Annotated in this window: 12 protein-coding genes; 5 read left to right on the top strand and 7 right to left on the bottom strand. The window is 39.5% G+C overall.

Translation table 11 applies throughout. The annotated features are described in order from the left end of the window. Window positions 1-72: 72 nt before the first annotated feature. The 4 genes from pstS to greB all read right to left on the bottom strand — a co-directional run bounded on the left by pstS (window position 73) and on the right by greB (window position 4,015). A complete protein-coding gene (gene pstS, locus ACNART_RS12575; protein ID WP_109373686.1) occupies window positions 73-1,113 on the bottom strand; it encodes a phosphate ABC transporter substrate-binding protein PstS in 1,041 nt (346 codons plus the stop codon). 213 nt (window positions 1,114-1,326) lie between these two features. Next, window positions 1,327-2,667 carry a two-component system sensor histidine kinase EnvZ gene (gene envZ, locus ACNART_RS12570; RefSeq protein WP_198626295.1) on the bottom strand — a complete coding sequence of 447 codons (1,341 nt, stop codon included), beginning with the start codon at window positions 2,665-2,667 and terminating at the stop codon, window positions 1,327-1,329. Next, window positions 2,664-3,386 (bottom strand): two-component system response regulator OmpR, encoded by a 723-nt coding sequence (ompR, locus tag ACNART_RS12565; protein WP_198620084.1) that lies wholly within the window; start codon window positions 3,384-3,386, stop codon window positions 2,664-2,666. The genes envZ and ompR overlap by 4 nt, the downstream gene beginning before the upstream one ends. 149 nt (window positions 3,387-3,535) lie before the next feature. Next, complete coding sequence (gene greB, locus ACNART_RS12560) at window positions 3,536-4,015, bottom strand: transcription elongation factor GreB (RefSeq protein ID WP_416303608.1); 480 nt, start codon at window positions 4,013-4,015, stop codon at window positions 3,536-3,538. Window positions 4,016-4,196: 181 nt separating this feature from the next. Here greB and ACNART_RS12555 point away from each other — a divergent pair, with 181 nt between their 5' ends. From ACNART_RS12555 to hemN, 5 genes are all read left to right on the top strand, one after another. After that, window positions 4,197-6,536, top strand: a complete 2,340-nt coding sequence (locus ACNART_RS12555; protein ID WP_198632409.1) for a Tex family protein — start codon at window positions 4,197-4,199, stop codon at window positions 6,534-6,536. A 487-nt stretch (window positions 6,537-7,023) separates the two neighbouring features. Continuing rightward, entirely contained in the window at window positions 7,024-7,698 is a 675-nt protein-coding gene (locus ACNART_RS12550; RefSeq protein ID WP_349443207.1) for a CsgG/HfaB family protein, read from the top strand. A gap of 23 nt (window positions 7,699-7,721) precedes the next feature. Further along, on the top strand, window positions 7,722-8,075 hold the full coding sequence (locus ACNART_RS12545) for a DUF4810 domain-containing protein (protein WP_198620082.1): 354 nt from the start codon (window positions 7,722-7,724) through the stop codon (window positions 8,073-8,075). After that, window positions 8,072-8,728: a DUF799 domain-containing protein gene (locus ACNART_RS12540; protein WP_198620081.1), complete on the top strand. Its 657-nt coding sequence runs from the start codon at window positions 8,072-8,074 to the stop codon at window positions 8,726-8,728. Before ACNART_RS12545 ends, ACNART_RS12540 begins: the two co-directional genes overlap by 4 nt. An 853-nt stretch (window positions 8,729-9,581) precedes the next feature. Beyond that, window positions 9,582-10,955 (top strand): oxygen-independent coproporphyrinogen III oxidase, encoded by a 1,374-nt coding sequence (hemN, locus tag ACNART_RS12535; RefSeq protein WP_198626298.1) that lies wholly within the window; start codon window positions 9,582-9,584, stop codon window positions 10,953-10,955. A 19-nt stretch (window positions 10,956-10,974) separates the two neighbouring features. Here the strand turns inward: hemN and glnG are convergent, their stop codons facing one another. The 3 genes from glnG to glnA form a co-directional block, all read right to left on the bottom strand. Continuing rightward, complete coding sequence (glnG, locus tag ACNART_RS12530) at window positions 10,975-12,399, bottom strand: nitrogen regulation protein NR(I) (RefSeq protein WP_196534075.1); 1,425 nt, start codon at window positions 12,397-12,399, stop codon at window positions 10,975-10,977. Window positions 12,400-12,409: 10 nt separating this feature from the next. Continuing rightward, window positions 12,410-13,456 carry a nitrogen regulation protein NR(II) gene (gene glnL, locus ACNART_RS12525; protein WP_109373678.1) on the bottom strand — a complete coding sequence of 349 codons (1,047 nt, stop codon included), beginning with the start codon at window positions 13,454-13,456 and terminating at the stop codon, window positions 12,410-12,412. Between the two features lie 182 nt (window positions 13,457-13,638). Beyond that, on the bottom strand, window positions 13,639-15,048 hold the full coding sequence (gene glnA / locus ACNART_RS12520; protein WP_088494326.1) for a glutamate--ammonia ligase: 1,410 nt from the start codon (window positions 15,046-15,048) through the stop codon (window positions 13,639-13,641). Between the last annotated feature and the right edge of the window lie 111 nt (window positions 15,049-15,159).

Here is a 15,159-nt window from a genome sequence, read left to right as displayed (position 1 = left end):
CCTCTTTTAATTTATTACCCCCTGTTTGTCAGGGGGTGAACGTTAACTTATCTCTTAATGGTTGCCGTTTTATTAGTAAATCGGTTTACCATTACTGTCTTTGATACTTGTTTTCCATGCTGCACGAATTTGCTCTACAACTTCGGTTGGCAATACTGCGTAATCTAGGTTTTTCGCTTCCTGATTACCTTTGTCGTAAGCCCAGTTGAAGAAATTCAGTACTTCTTTACCTTTTACGGCATCTTTTTGTGTTTGATGCACTAAGATAAAGGTGGTTGAAGTAATCGGCCATGCGTTTTCACCTTTCTGGTTAGTCAGGTCTTGTGCAAAGCTTTTGCTCCAATCAATTTTTCTTGCTGCGGCACTAAAACTGTCAGCTGTTGGTGCGATTGCCTCGCCATCAGCTGTGACTAATTTAGTATAAGCAAGATTGTTTTGTTTCGCGTAAGCATATTCAACATAACCAATTGAACCTGGTACACGTTGAACGAATGCCGCGATACCATCATTCCCTTTTCCACCTAAGCCTGTCGGCCATTTTACGGTAGAGCCTGCGCCGACTTCATCTTTCCATGCACTATTTACTTTTGATAAGTAGCTAGTGAAAACGAATGATGTACCTGAACCATCAGCACGGCGAATAACCGCGATATTTTGGTCTGGTAATTTTACGCCTGGATTGAGTTTTGTAATGGCAGGGTCATTCCATTTCTGGATCTTGCCTAGATAGATATTACCGATAGTGTCGCCATCTAAGGTCAGTTCACCTGATTTGATACCAGGAATATTGACTGCCATAACAACGCCACCAATCACGGTAGGGAATTGGAATAAACCGTCAGCTTGTAATTTGTCGTCTGCTAATGGCGCATCAGAAGCACCAAAATCAACAGTATTTGCAATGATTTGTTTAACACCACCAGAGGAGCCAATGCCTTGGTAGTTAATTTTGTTACCCGTTTCTTTCTGATAGGAATCTGCCCATTTAGCATAAACTGGGGCAGGGAACGTTGCGCCAGCACCAGTCAGTGAGGTCGTTGCCTGTGCAGAAAGAGCGGTCATTGAAAACGCAGCGGCAATGACACTAGTCAGGGTGGTACGCATCAGTTTCATAATCCCTCCTGTGGGATAGGTAGAATAATTTTCGACATCTATCAACTTCGGTTACGGTACGCACAGACAATAGGTCAGTTTGATGACAATTAAATGTCTTAATTGTGACAGTTTTATGACAAAGCGAAAAAATGATGAAATATTTATAGGAGGAGAGAAATGAGAATAGAAATGGTGTAATAAAATGCACTTCAATATTTGAAATAGAGTGGGCTAATCATTCTCGTCTTCACGTTCTTTTAATGGGAAGTTAGCTCGAATTAATAATCCGCCTTTAACGCTATCATCAAGTTCAACATAGCCACCGTGGGCATCCATGATACGGCGAATAATGGATAATCCTAAACCCGCACCCGTTGAGCTTCGAGCTTGTTCGCCCTGAACAAAAGGTTGGAAAAGACGTTGTCTATCTTCTTGTGGAATACCTGGGCCATCATCTTCTACTTGAAACCATGCATATTCTTCATTTTTCCCACTCGAAACACTGACCCAACCATTACCATAGCGATTGGCATTGACAATCATATTGGCAAGGGCGCGTTTTACTGCAATAGGGTTGGCGGTGATATTAATGGGTTCAGGATGAAGATGTTCTTCACTGATTTTTCCTAAATTAGATTCAGCTGAAATGACTTCTTGTAATAGATTATTCATATCACACAGTTCTAAAGACATCTCTTTACCTGTGCGCATATAGTCTAAGAATTGCCCAATAATGGCATCACAATCTTCGATATCTTTATTGATAGAGTCTGCGAGGTAACTATCTTCGGGACTCATCATTTCAGTTGCTAGACGAATTCGAGTCAGTGGTGTACGTAAGTCATGGCTAACACCTGCCATAACAAGCGTTCTATCATTATCCAGCGAGCGAATACCTGATGACATCTGGTTAAAAGCACGAATAATTGAGCGCATTTCAGAAGAGCCAGATTCAGGAATAGGAGGAGGAATAACGCCTTTTCCGATACGACGCGCAGCGTACTCTACTTCATTAAGTGGGCGATTTTGAAAACGATTATAAAGCCAGAAAAAAGCGACAACGATAATAATGAAAATAATCGCTTGTCGGTAAACAGGCAGTAAGAAGTTTTGCCCTAATTCAGTGAGTGGAACACGGATCCAAAGTGAGGGGGACATATGCGTATTAACCCATAGCACAGGGTATTCTAGCGTGTTTTCAACCCAGATCTCTGTTTTTCCTCCCAGATATTCAGACATCTGTTCACTTAATTCATCATTGATTTTGGCCCAATAGAGTCCTTCCTCAAGCGCGGCTTCTTTATCAAAAAAAGAGATACCGAGTTCGGTATAGATTTTATTGCGTAAAGCAGGGGAGATTTTTAGCGGGGTGCCGTCTACTAGGATCAGTTCTTCAGGCATTAAAGTGCGTATTTCATACGCTAAAACTTTATTAAATTGCTGAAGGCTTGGCCCAACAATAAGGTGTTGCACAACGATATAACTGGCTATCAAGCTAAAAAAAAGTAGCGAGATAACCAGAAATAACGAGCGTGTCAGTTTATTGTGGGGTGAAAGCCTCAGCCTTCTCATTGAACGCTGGTTCCATCAGGAACGAAGACGTAGCCGAGTCCCCAAACTGTTTGAATATAGCGAGGATGTGTTGGGTCCTCTTCAATCATGCGACGTAAACGTGAAATTTGGACATCGATTGAACGCTCCATCGCACTGTATTCACGACCACGCGCAAGGCTCATTAATTTATCACGAGAAAGTGGTTCACGAGGGTGAGATACCAGTACTTTCAATACGGCGAATTCACCACTTGTCAGAGGCATATGCTCTTCTTCGTGGAACATTTCACGCGTACCAAGGTTTAGCTTGAACTTACCAAAAGAGATAATGGTGTTATCTTGTGAAGGTGCGCCAGGCAATTCATTTGCTTGACGACGAAGAACTGCGCGAATACGTGCTAGTAGTTCTCTTGGATTAAAGGGTTTTGAGATGTAATCATCAGCACCGATTTCAAGTCCAACAATTCTATCAACCTCTTCCCCTTTCGCAGTAACCATAATAATAGGAATAGGGTTGTTTTGGCTTCTTAAGCGGCGGCAAATAGATAGGCCATCTTCACCAGGAAGCATTAAATCGAGCACAATAAGATGGATAGATTCGCGAGTGAGCAGACGATCCATCTGATCGGCGTTTGCAGCAGTACGGATTTGAAAACCCTGCTCTGTCAAATAGCGCTCTAAGAGTGAACGCAGACGTAAATCATCATCCACGATTAGCACTTTATAACTTTCTTGCATTTTTTAAGCTCCCGAAGTGCAAATGCTTTTATTAGCGAATTCTATCATTGATAAGAATATTAAACCAAAACCAAAGAATAAATGTTAATAATTTATAGATAAAACTTGTTCATTAGCTCTAGTAAAGGGGATAAAACTATTTATTTATCTTATTCTGAATGATATTTGATAGATAATACGCAGTAATTAACTTCACCACCTGGTGTCTGCACGCTAATTTCATCATCAACTTGCTTACCAATAAGCGCTCTGGCAACAGGGGAATCAATAGAAATCCACTGTTTTGCTGGATCAAATTCATCGGGGCCCACAAGCCTAAAGGTTTTGATATTTTCGTCATTATCTTCAAGCGTGACCCAAGCACCGAAATAGACTTTTCCTTCTTGGCGAGGATCTGGGTCAACAATTTTTAGTTCATCAAGACGCTTTGATAAAAAACGAACACGCCTATCAATTTCACGTAATCGCTTCTTTCCATAAATATATTCAGCATTTTCTGAACGGTCACCTTGTGCCGCTGCTTCTGAAACCGATTGTGTGACACGCGGGCGCTCTTCTTTCCAAAGATATTTTAGCTCTTTATCTAAGGCATACCAGCCATCACGAGTAATATAGTTACTTTTTGCCATTACGAATAAAAACTATCATCAACATTGAATTTCATAAAGGTACTATAGCGTGAATGTTAAAATAATCTGTTAATTTCCTCATAATTGTCGAGCTAGATAGGAAATTTGCCAAATTTTTTTAATGCTCTGCGTGTATAATAGCCATCTTTTTTAACTATTCCTCTCGGTAGGTAAATATTTTATGAATGAATCATTAAGCCGAATTATTGCAGATGAGCTCTCTGTTAAGCCCCAGCAAGTCCTTTCGGCTATAACGTTACTGGATGAAGGGAATACGGTGCCATTTGTTGCCCGTTATCGTAAAGAGGTCACAGGCGGATTAGATGATACGCAATTACGTCAATTAGAAACTCGCCTCAGTTACTTACGGGAACTCAACGATCGCCGCCAAACAATTTTAAAATCAATTGAAGAACAAGGAAAACTGACACCAGAACTGCGCTCTTCAATTAATGAAACTCAAAGTAAAACAGAACTGGAAGATCTCTATCTTCCTTATAAGCCTAAGCGCCGTACTCGTGGTCAGATAGCGATTGAAAATGGATTAGAACCCTTAGCGGATTTACTGTGGAATGAACCACAAAATAATCCAGAAGAAGCGGCAACCGCTTATATCAACGCAGAAAAAGGTATTGATGACACCAAAGCCGCTTTAGATGGCGCACGTTATATTTTGATGGAACGTTTTTCAGAAGATGCGGGATTATTAGCAAAAGTTCGCCAATATTTATGGAAAAATGCGCATCTTGTTGCCAAAGTGATTGAGGGTAAAGAAGCTGAAGGGGCGAAGTTTAGTGATTATTTTGATCACCATGAGCCTATCGCTAATGTTCCCTCTCACCGCGCATTAGCTATGTTTCGTGGTCGTAACGAAGGTATTCTTCAATTATCACTTAATCCAGATCCGCAATTTGAAGAAGCACCCAAAGAGAGCTACGGTGAACAACTGGTTACAGAGCATTTAGGGTTACGTTTAAATAATCAACCTGCGGATAGTTGGCGTAAAGCTGTCGTAAGCTGGACTTGGCGTATAAAAGTTTTAATGCATATTGAAACCGAATTAATGAGCCAACTACGCGAAAAAGCGGAAGAAGAAGCAATTAATGTTTTTGCACGTAATCTTAATGATTTGTTGATGGCAGCGCCTGCTGGCATGCGTGCCACAATGGGGCTTGATCCAGGTTTACGTACAGGTGTTAAAGTTGCAGTTGTTGATAGCACCGGCAAATTAATTGCTACAGATACAATTTATCCACATACAGGACAAGCGGATAAAGCGGCGGCAAGTGTAGCTGCGTTATGTATTAAGCATAATGTTGAATTAGTGGCGATTGGTAATGGTACGGCGTCTCGTGAAACAGAGCGATTTTTTGCTGAAACAGTAAAACGCTATCCAGAAGTGAAAGCGCAAAAAGTGATTGTTAGTGAAGCGGGCGCATCGGTATATTCAGCGTCAGAGCTTGCTGCTAATGAATTCCCTGATTTAGATGTTTCTATCCGTGGTGCGGTTTCTATCGCGCGTCGCTTACAAGATCCTCTGGCTGAACTTGTAAAAATTGATCCTAAGTCAATTGGTGTGGGTCAATATCAGCATGATGTTAGCCAAACATTATTAGCGAGAAAACTTGATACTGTCGTTGAAGACTGTGTGAATGGTGTTGGTGTTGACTTAAATACAGCATCAGTACCGTTACTAACGCGTGTTGCAGGGCTTAGCCAATCTATTGCTCAAAATATTATTAGCTGGCGCGATGAAAACGGTCGTTTTGTTGATAGAAAACAGTTACTCAAAGTGGCACGTTTAGGGCCGAAAGCCTTTGAACAATGTGCCGGTTTCCTACGTATTCGAGATGGTAAAAACCCGCTTGATGCTTCAACGGTTCACCCTGAAGCGTATCCTATTGTTGAAAATATTCTGCAATCTACCCATCAGAAAATTGATGATTTAATGGGTAATAGCGCTTTAATTTCACAAATAGATGCAAGAGCATTTATTACAGAGCAGTTTGGTCTGCCAACGATTAATGATATTTTAAAAGAGTTAGCAAAACCAGGGCGCGACCCACGTCCAGAGTTTAAAACGGCGACTTTCGCTGAAGGTGTCGAAACGATGAATGACTTAGTTAGTGGCATGATCCTTGAAGGGACTGTGACCAACGTGACTAATTTCGGTGCATTCGTTGATATCGGTGTACACCAAGATGGCTTGGTTCATATCTCTTCTTTAGCAGATCGATTTATTGAAGATCCACATACTGTGGTGAAAACTGGAGATATTGTTAAAGTTAAAGTTCTTGAGGTTGATTTAGCTCGTAAGCGCATCGCACTGACTATGCGTTTAGATGAAGTCGCGGGTGATAGTGATAAAAAACCATCATCATCAAATACCACGAATTCTGTTAGAAATAACAAAGGGCAAAAACCAGCTCGTAATAACCGTCAGCCAATGAATAATGGTAATAATGCAGGAAATAGCGCAATGGGTGATGCTTTAGCAGCAGCTTTTGGGAAAAAACGCTAATCGCTAATAGTGCATTTATTGCTATCGCATTAGTGAGTAAAAAGAACGAAAATAATGAGCGTGATATAATCAATATTGGTTATATCGCGTTTTTTATTACATATGATTTAGATGTTTTCTTTAGATGAAAATATTTATAAGAACTAATTAAATAGCAAAGTAATATAAATTCTCTTCCATTTTTTTATAGGTTTAATTTTAAACTGACTTAAGGGATATTGAAAAAATAATAGATAAAGCATTCTCTGTTTTATCTCTATATTTATTTGTTATTATTTTTATCATCCATCTTCTATTCTCCCCATCGCTGATTGCCTTTATATTATCAAATAAGGGTTGATAACCTTTTAACCTTATTATTACTGAGGTTTTTAAGGGTGACTCCTTGAGCTAAAACTGAAAAGTATTATTTCCGTTTATATCAACTCCACTTCAATTAATAGAATGAATATCTATGGGTTTATTTCACCTTTATTGGGTTATTAATATGAATTTAAATAAATTATCGTTTGGTTTGATCATGATTTCTGCTTCATTACTAGCAGGGTGTACATCAGAATCTTCACGCTCTTTAGAAGTGGCTAAAGTAGCAACCTATAACACGACTTACACAGGTGCAAAAAGCGCGATTTCTATCGGTAAGTTTGATAACCGTTCTAGTTATATGAATGGGATCTTCTCTGATGGAGTTGATAGATTAGGAAATCAATCCAAAACTATTTTAATGACGCACTTACAACAAACAGGGCGTTTTAATGTATTAGACCGAGCCAATTTATCTGAATTAAAAGAAGAAGCCGGCATTAAAGGGCAAAGCCAACAATTGAAAGGCGCTACTTATGTGATCACTGGCGATGTGACAGAATTTGGTCGTAAAGAAGTCGGTGATCGTCAATTATTCGGTATTTTAGGTCGCGGTAAAACACAGGTTGCTTACGCAAAAGTGAATTTAAACGTTGTGAATGTGAATACATCAGAAGTCGTGTTCTCATCTCAAGGTGCGGGTGAATACGAGCTTTCTAACCGTGAAATCATTGGGTTTGGTGGAACAGCAAGCTATGACTCAACACTGAACGGTAAAGTGCTTGATTTAGCTATTCGTGAAGCAGTTAATAACTTAGTTGCAGGTATTGAGAGCAATGCTTGGCAGCCTTCAAAATAATACGCTTTTATAAGGATATAACGATGTCTAAATCATTAATAGGCCTTATTTTTGGGGCTTTATTACTGACGGGCTGTGCAAGTGGCCCTAAACCACTTTATAACTGGGACAGTTATCAACAAGTGGTATATCAGCACTACCAACAAAGTGAAAGTGATCCTCAAGCGCAAATTGATGCATTGAAGAAAAGTATTGAGCTTTCTCGTGCTAAATCATTGGGTATTCCGCCAGGATTACATGCACATTTAGGGATGTTATATGGTGCGACGGGTGCATTAGATTTAGCAATGGCCGAATTTAATGAAGAAAAAGTACTTTACCCTGAATCAGCGGAATTTATGGATCGTCTGATGAAAAACAAAGGAATGCAAAAATGAGTCGCTTATTCGCTTTAATATGCTTGGCTTTTGCGTTGGTATTAACGGGTTGCGCCCAACCTATCAAAACAGATTACACTGCCTTTAAACAGAGTAAGCCAAAAAGTATTCTTGTATTAGTACCTCAAAACCATACAACGGAAGTTGGAGCGGGGCACAGTTTCTTATCTCAAGTAACATATCCTTTGGCAGAAGCGGGATATTATGTTTTCCCTGTTGCTGTCGTTGAAGAGACATTTAAGCAAAATGGTTTATCCATGGCTGGGGATATTCATGCAGTAAGTCCTAATAAACTACGTGAAATCTTTGGTGCTGATGCTGTTTTATACTTAGATATCACAGAGTTCGGAACGACATATCAAATTATTTCTAGTGATACGCGAGTTACCGTTACTGCTAAGCTTGTTGACCTTCGTAATGGTGGTGTGTTGTGGAGTAGTTCTGCAACGGCATCAAGTACGGAAACAGACGGTTCATCAGGTAGTTTAGTAGGGATGTTGGTCTCAGCTGTTGTGAATCAAATTGTGAATACAGTATCAGACAAAAGCTACCAAATTGCAGGTATAACAAGTGTACGTTTACTTTCAGCAGGAAATGCGAACGGTATTCTATATGGTCCTCGCTCTCCTAGTTATGGTAAAGAAGCAGAATAAGCAAATGCAATAAAATAAGCATAAGAATGAAAAGGCTCTGTTTAATTAATTTAAAATAAGCAGAGCCTTATTTTATTTGCGAAATAATAATTATTCTTATTTGATGTTGGGTAATACTACCTATATTTATCACAGAATAAGTATGAAATAGAGAGTAAATAAAAAAGAGGAGTTGTCATTGAAAGGATAAACCATCCTTGGTTGCCAGTCCGTTTCCTTCCGTGGTTAATAATCCATAATTCGGGTATATAAAAGAGACTGATTAAATAAGAGAAACGTCAAAGAGAATAAGATAAGGTATGGGGGATGCTATCTTTCCTTGTAATATAGCGACCTTTATTCTTTAAATAGTCCTCAAATTTAAATCAAAACACGACCTAGTTGGATATTAATCAATGTTTGTCTCTAGGATATGTAATATTATAATTTAGGTAAAGATATAATTGTTACTATTATTATAATCATCGAATTAAGAGGGAATAAAAGAATAATAAAACTAATATAACGAGATATTTAATTAATTTAAATCGTATTTTGAGTAATATATCGTTTTAAACTCGGCGTAAAAGTTCTCCTCTGATATTTCACGATGAATTAAAACCACTAACATATTGAATAAACTTAATTTATTTATGAATATCTTTAATGGATAAGACTATTTTTACATAATGTGATTTGCATCACGTCATATATTTGAGTGTTATTGCCTATCAATAAGAAGATAGGGATTTATTCGATACCTCTTTCGATCATATTCAGTTCCCGATTTATTGGTTACACTATTCTTTCAGATATTCATAATGTCTGTTTGCTGGTATGAGATATCAGCGGTTCACTTTTGGAAGGTAGAGGCATGTCAGAACAAACAATTATTTGGGATCTTGACCTGATCCATAAGTATAACTATTCAGGTCCTCGCTATACATCATACCCAACAGCATTAGAGTTTAATCAGCAATATGGCGATGATGATTTTATCAAAGCGACTCAACGCTATCATGAGCGCCCTTTATCGCTTTATGTTCATATTCCTTTCTGCCATAAGCTGTGCTATTTCTGCGGCTGTAATAAAATTATTACGCGCCATAAACATAAAGCAGATGAATATCTTGATGTTTTAGAAAAAGAAATTATTAACAGAGCACGCTATTTTAAAGACAGAAAAGTGACTCAAATGCATTGGGGCGGGGGTACACCTACTTTTCTGGATAAGCAACAGATTAGTCGATTGGTTTCGCTATTACGTCACCATTTTCATTTTGTTGATAATGCAGAACTCTCTATTGAGATTGATCCTCGTGAAATTGAGCTAGATGTTATCGACCATCTACGTTATGAAGGATTTAATCGCCTGAGTATGGGGGTGCAAGATTTCAATAAAGAAGTGCAACAAAAAGTAAATCGTGAGCAAGACGAAGCATTTATTTTTGCATTGGTAGAGCGTGCGCGTGAAGTGGGTTTTCACTCCACCAGCATTGACTTAATTTACGGCTTACCTAAGCAAACCAAAGAGAGTTTTGCCTTTACATTAAAACGCGTTATTGAACTATCACCAGATAGATTGAGTGTTTTCAATTATGCGCACTTACCTAATTTATTCGCGGCTCAGCGTAAAATTAAAGATGAAGATCTCCCTTTAGCAGAAGAGAAGTTAGAAATATTACAAGAGACAATTTCTACGCTGACAACAAACGGCTATCAGTTTATTGGTATGGATCACTTTGCTAAACCGGATGATGAATTAGCGGTTGCTCAGCGTAAAGGTATTTTACACCGTAATTTCCAAGGCTATACCACTCATGAAGAGTGTGATTTATTAGGCATGGGAGTTTCTGCAATAAGTATGTTAGGTGATAACTATGCGCAAAATGAAAAAGTATTGAAAGAGTATTATGCGCGCGTTAATAGTGAAGGAAATGCACTATGGCGAGGTTTATCTCTGACTAATGATGATTGTATTCGCCGCGATGTGATTAAAACCTTAATTTGTAATTTTAGTCTGCGTTTTTCTGATATTGAAAAAATGCACAATATTGTCTTCCATGACTATTTTAAAGAAGATTTAGAATTACTTGTGCCAATGAAGAATGACGGTTTAGTTGAAATAACAAAAGATGGTATTCAAGTAACACCAAGAGGGCGCCTGCTTATTCGTAATATTTGTATGTGTTTCGATACGTATTTACGAAATCAAATGCGCCAACGTCAATTCTCGCGTGTAATTTAATTGATGAAGGGTTAGGGGATCAATATTCCTCTATCCCTAACTCTTTTAATTTACGGGTTAATGTATTTCTGCCCCAACCTAATAATCGTGCTGCATCTTGTTTATGCCCTTGCGTATATGCTAAGGCGCTTAGTAAAAGAGTACGTTCAAATTGAGGTAATGCATCTGTTAAGATGTTTTCTTTCCCTTCTCCTAATGCTTCATCTGCCCATAATGAAAGATGCTGTGACCAATGTTGAGAAGCAGCAATTCGACTGATATTTTTTGCTTTCTCATCAGGTTGGCGAATTTCTTGTGGTAAATCTTGAGGCATAATCTCTTGGCTTGCCGTCATTACCGTTAACCAGCGACACACATTTTCTAATTGCCTGACGTTACCTGACCAGTTGTATTCCATCATTATTTGTAAACTTTGCTGATGAAGAACTTTGGCTTCGACACCCAATTCTTTTGCTGTTTTTTGCAGAAAATAGCGTGCTAAGCTAGGAATATCTTCGGTTCTATCGCGTAATGGTGGTAACTGAATGCGTATGACATTGAGGCGATGATAGAGATCTTCACGAAAATCACCGGCTTGAACTCGCCTTTCTAAGTCTTGATGAGTTGCGGCAATAATACGTACATCGACTTTTACTGGGGCATAACCGCCTACTCGATAAAATTGCCCTTCAGCAAGGACTCGCAGTAAACGTGTTTGAATATCAAGAGGCATATCACCAATTTCATCAAGAAACAGTGAACCGCCATTTGCTTGTTCAAATCGACCTTGGCGTACTTGAGAGGCGCCTGTAAATGCCCCTTTTTCGTGACCAAAAAGCTCTGATTCAATCAAGTCTTTAGGAATTGCCGCCATATTTAGCGCGATAAAAGGAGAGGACGCTCTTGGACTGTGGCGATGTAATGCATGTGCCACTAACTCTTTGCCTGTACCCGATTCTCCATTAATAAGTACACTAATTGAGGAGCGAGAAAGCCGACCAATAATACGGTAAACCTCTTGCATTGCAGGTGCTTCACCAATCATATCTGTAACTGATTGTAGCAATGTTTCATCGGTATTCGGTTGTTTTTGTTCGCGATAATGAGTAATGGCGCGGTCAATTAATGCCAATGTTTCGTCGATATCGAACGGTTTTGGTAAGTAATCAAATGCCCCTTGTTGATAGGCATTAACGGCAGCGTCGAGATCAGAATGTGCCGTCATAATAATAACGGGCAGAGTTGGATATTGTTCTTTAATTATTTTTAAAAGAGATAAACCGTCGATATCAGGCATACGAATGTCTGATAACAATACATCAGGTTGTTCTGTATTGAGTGCATTAAGCACATCATTCGCATGTTCAAAGGCTTTACAAGACATACCTTCACGAGAAATGGCACGTTCAAGTACCCAGCGAATGGAGCTGTCATCATCAACAACCCATACATTTCCTTTTTGCATTGGTTATCTCCTACTTAATTGGTAAATAAATAGAAAATTCAGTATTTCCGGGCCAACTGGTAAATTCAATTTTACCTGCATGTTGATCCACTAAATTACGCGCAATAGAGAGCCCTAATCCATTACCACCTTCTCTACCACTAACCATGGGGTAAAAAAGCGTATCTTGTAGATGAGGAGGAATGCCATCACCGGTATCAATCACATCTATACGCGCAGCAAGGCGGTGACGTTCGCCATGAAGTGTGATTTGAAAAGCCGTACGGGTACGCAAAATAATCGTTCCCCCTGTTTTTTCGACGGCTTGTAAGGCGTTGCGTGTAATATTTAGGAGTACTTGTTCTATTTGATCTGGGTAATGTGATAACTCAGGTAAGCTGGGATCGTAGTCTTTTAGTAAGGTGACATTTTCAGGGCATTCGAGCGAAATAAGCTGAGCAACACGCTCAACAACATGGTGAATACTCTGATGTATTTTTGTCCCTGGATGTTGGGGACCGAGTAATCTGTCTACCAGCACACGTAGGCGATCAGCTTGTTCAATAATGACTTGTGTATATTCCGTTAAAGCTGGATCAGGTAAGGATTTTGCTAGCAATTGAGCCGCGCCCCGTAATCCTCCCAACGGATTTTTAATTTCATGTGCCAGCCCCCTAACCAATTCCCTCGCTGCCATTTGCTGTGCTTGTTGTATCTGCTCTTGGCTTAACCGGCGTTGACTATCCATAGGCGCCAGCTCCAGCAAAATGTGTTGCTCGGAAATAGGTTGGGCACTGAGCGACATTGTGTGTGATTGGTTATTTACAACCAATATCACTTCATTGTCGGTAAAGCTTTGTCCATTCGCTAATGTTTCACGCATTAAATCAGCATCAAAAGAGTAATAGCTGAAAAGGGCAGTGAAAGGCGTTTCAAATAATTTTCGACGGCTTTGTGCTAAAACCTGTAACGCAGAATGATTTGCGTAGCAAATAATAAACTCTTTGTTGATAACCAATACAGAGTGTATCAATGAGTCTAAAATTAATGTGTTGTCAGGTAAGTCTGCCGTTTCCATATTCAATACCCCGTTGCACCATTTTAGTGCATCTTACCTTTATTACATTAATGAACCAATGCGTAAGTGAAAAGACTGACTCCTTAAAGGGGAGAAAAGTGCCCATCCGAAGATGGGCAAAATAGCTTCACGGCAAAAAAACAGTTTTACATCTAGGCTTAAGTTTTTATCAATAAAAGGTCTTAAGCGCTGTAATACATTTCAAATTCAAGAGGATGCGGAGCCATACGTACACGTTGAACATCAGCACGTAATAATTCTAAATAAGCATCAATAGCATCATCAGTAAATACACCACCGCGGGTTAAGAATTCACGATCTGCATTTAATGTATTTAATGCTTCTTCTAATGAACCTGCGACAGTTGGGATCTCTTTTGCTTCTTCTGGCGGTAAGTCATAGAGGTTTTTATCCATAGCATCACCTGGGTGAATTTTATTGATAATGCCATCAAGACCAGCCATTAACTGAGCCGCAAACGCTAAATAAGGGTTTGCTAAAGGATCTGGGAAACGGACTTCTATACGGCGCGCTTTCATGCTGGCAACCACAGGAATACGAATTGACGCTGAGCGGTTACGTGCAGAGTAAGCAAGCATTACAGGTGCTTCAAAACCTGGGACTAAACGTTTGTAAGAGTTAGTCGTTGGGTTAGTAAATGCATTTAGCGCACGAGCGTGTTTGATAATACCGCCGATGTAATACAGCGCCATTTCAGATAATCCGCCGTATTTGTCACCTGCAAATAGGTTTACACCGTTTTTAGACAGTGACATATGGCAGTGCATACCTGAGCCGTTATCACCCACTAATGGTTTTGGCATAAAGGTCGCTGTTTTGCCAAATACGTGAGCTACGTTTTGTACCACGTATTTATAAATTTGGGTTTCATCTGCTTTTTTGGTCATGGTATTAAAGCGAGTAGCCACTTCATTTTGACCCGCAGTTGCGACTTCATGGTGATGAGCTTCAACGACTAAGCCCATTTCTTCCATGATGTTACACATAGTAGAACGAATATCTTGTGATGAATCGACGGGTGGCAATGGGAAGTAACCACCTTTAACCATCGGGCGGTGACCTTTGTTGCCGTCTTCATATTTGGTATTGGTGTTCCATGCCGCTTCAATATCGTTGATAGCGTAAGATGCGCCAGAAATATCGTTTTTGAAACGAATATCATCAAATAGGAAGAACTCTGGCTCAGGTCCAAACAGTACTGTGTCTGCGATACCACTTGATTTTAAATAGTCTTCAGCACGTTTTGAGATAGAGCGTGGGTCGCGATCATAACCTTGCATTGTGCCTGGTTCTAAAACGTCACAACGAATAATCAGGGTTGGATCTTGGAAAAATGGATCAAGCATTGCGGTTGTTGCATCTGGCATCAGCACCATATCTGATTCGTTAATGCCTTTCCAGCCACCAATAGAAGAGCCATCGAACATTTTTCCTTCTTCAAAGAAATCATCGTTAACCTGATGAGCCGGAATAGTAAGATGTTGTTCTTTACCGCGGGTATCAGTGAAACGTAAGTCAATATATCTAACTTTATGTTCTTCAATCATGGATAATACATGTTCAAGGGACATAGGAACTCTCCTGGCGAATGGTTTTATTGAGTGCAGTGGCCTTACACATTTTTTCGGTGAATTTTTTGCTCACCTAAATTCTATTGCGAAAAGCATGCCAACTTATCTAAA

It is taken from the genome of Proteus sp. LHD240705, assembly GCF_047921555.1.
Classification (GTDB): domain Bacteria; phylum Pseudomonadota; class Gammaproteobacteria; order Enterobacterales; family Enterobacteriaceae; genus Proteus.
The sequence above is the reverse complement of the archived record's forward strand: the minus strand, read 5'-3'. Positions and strand labels throughout refer to the sequence as shown.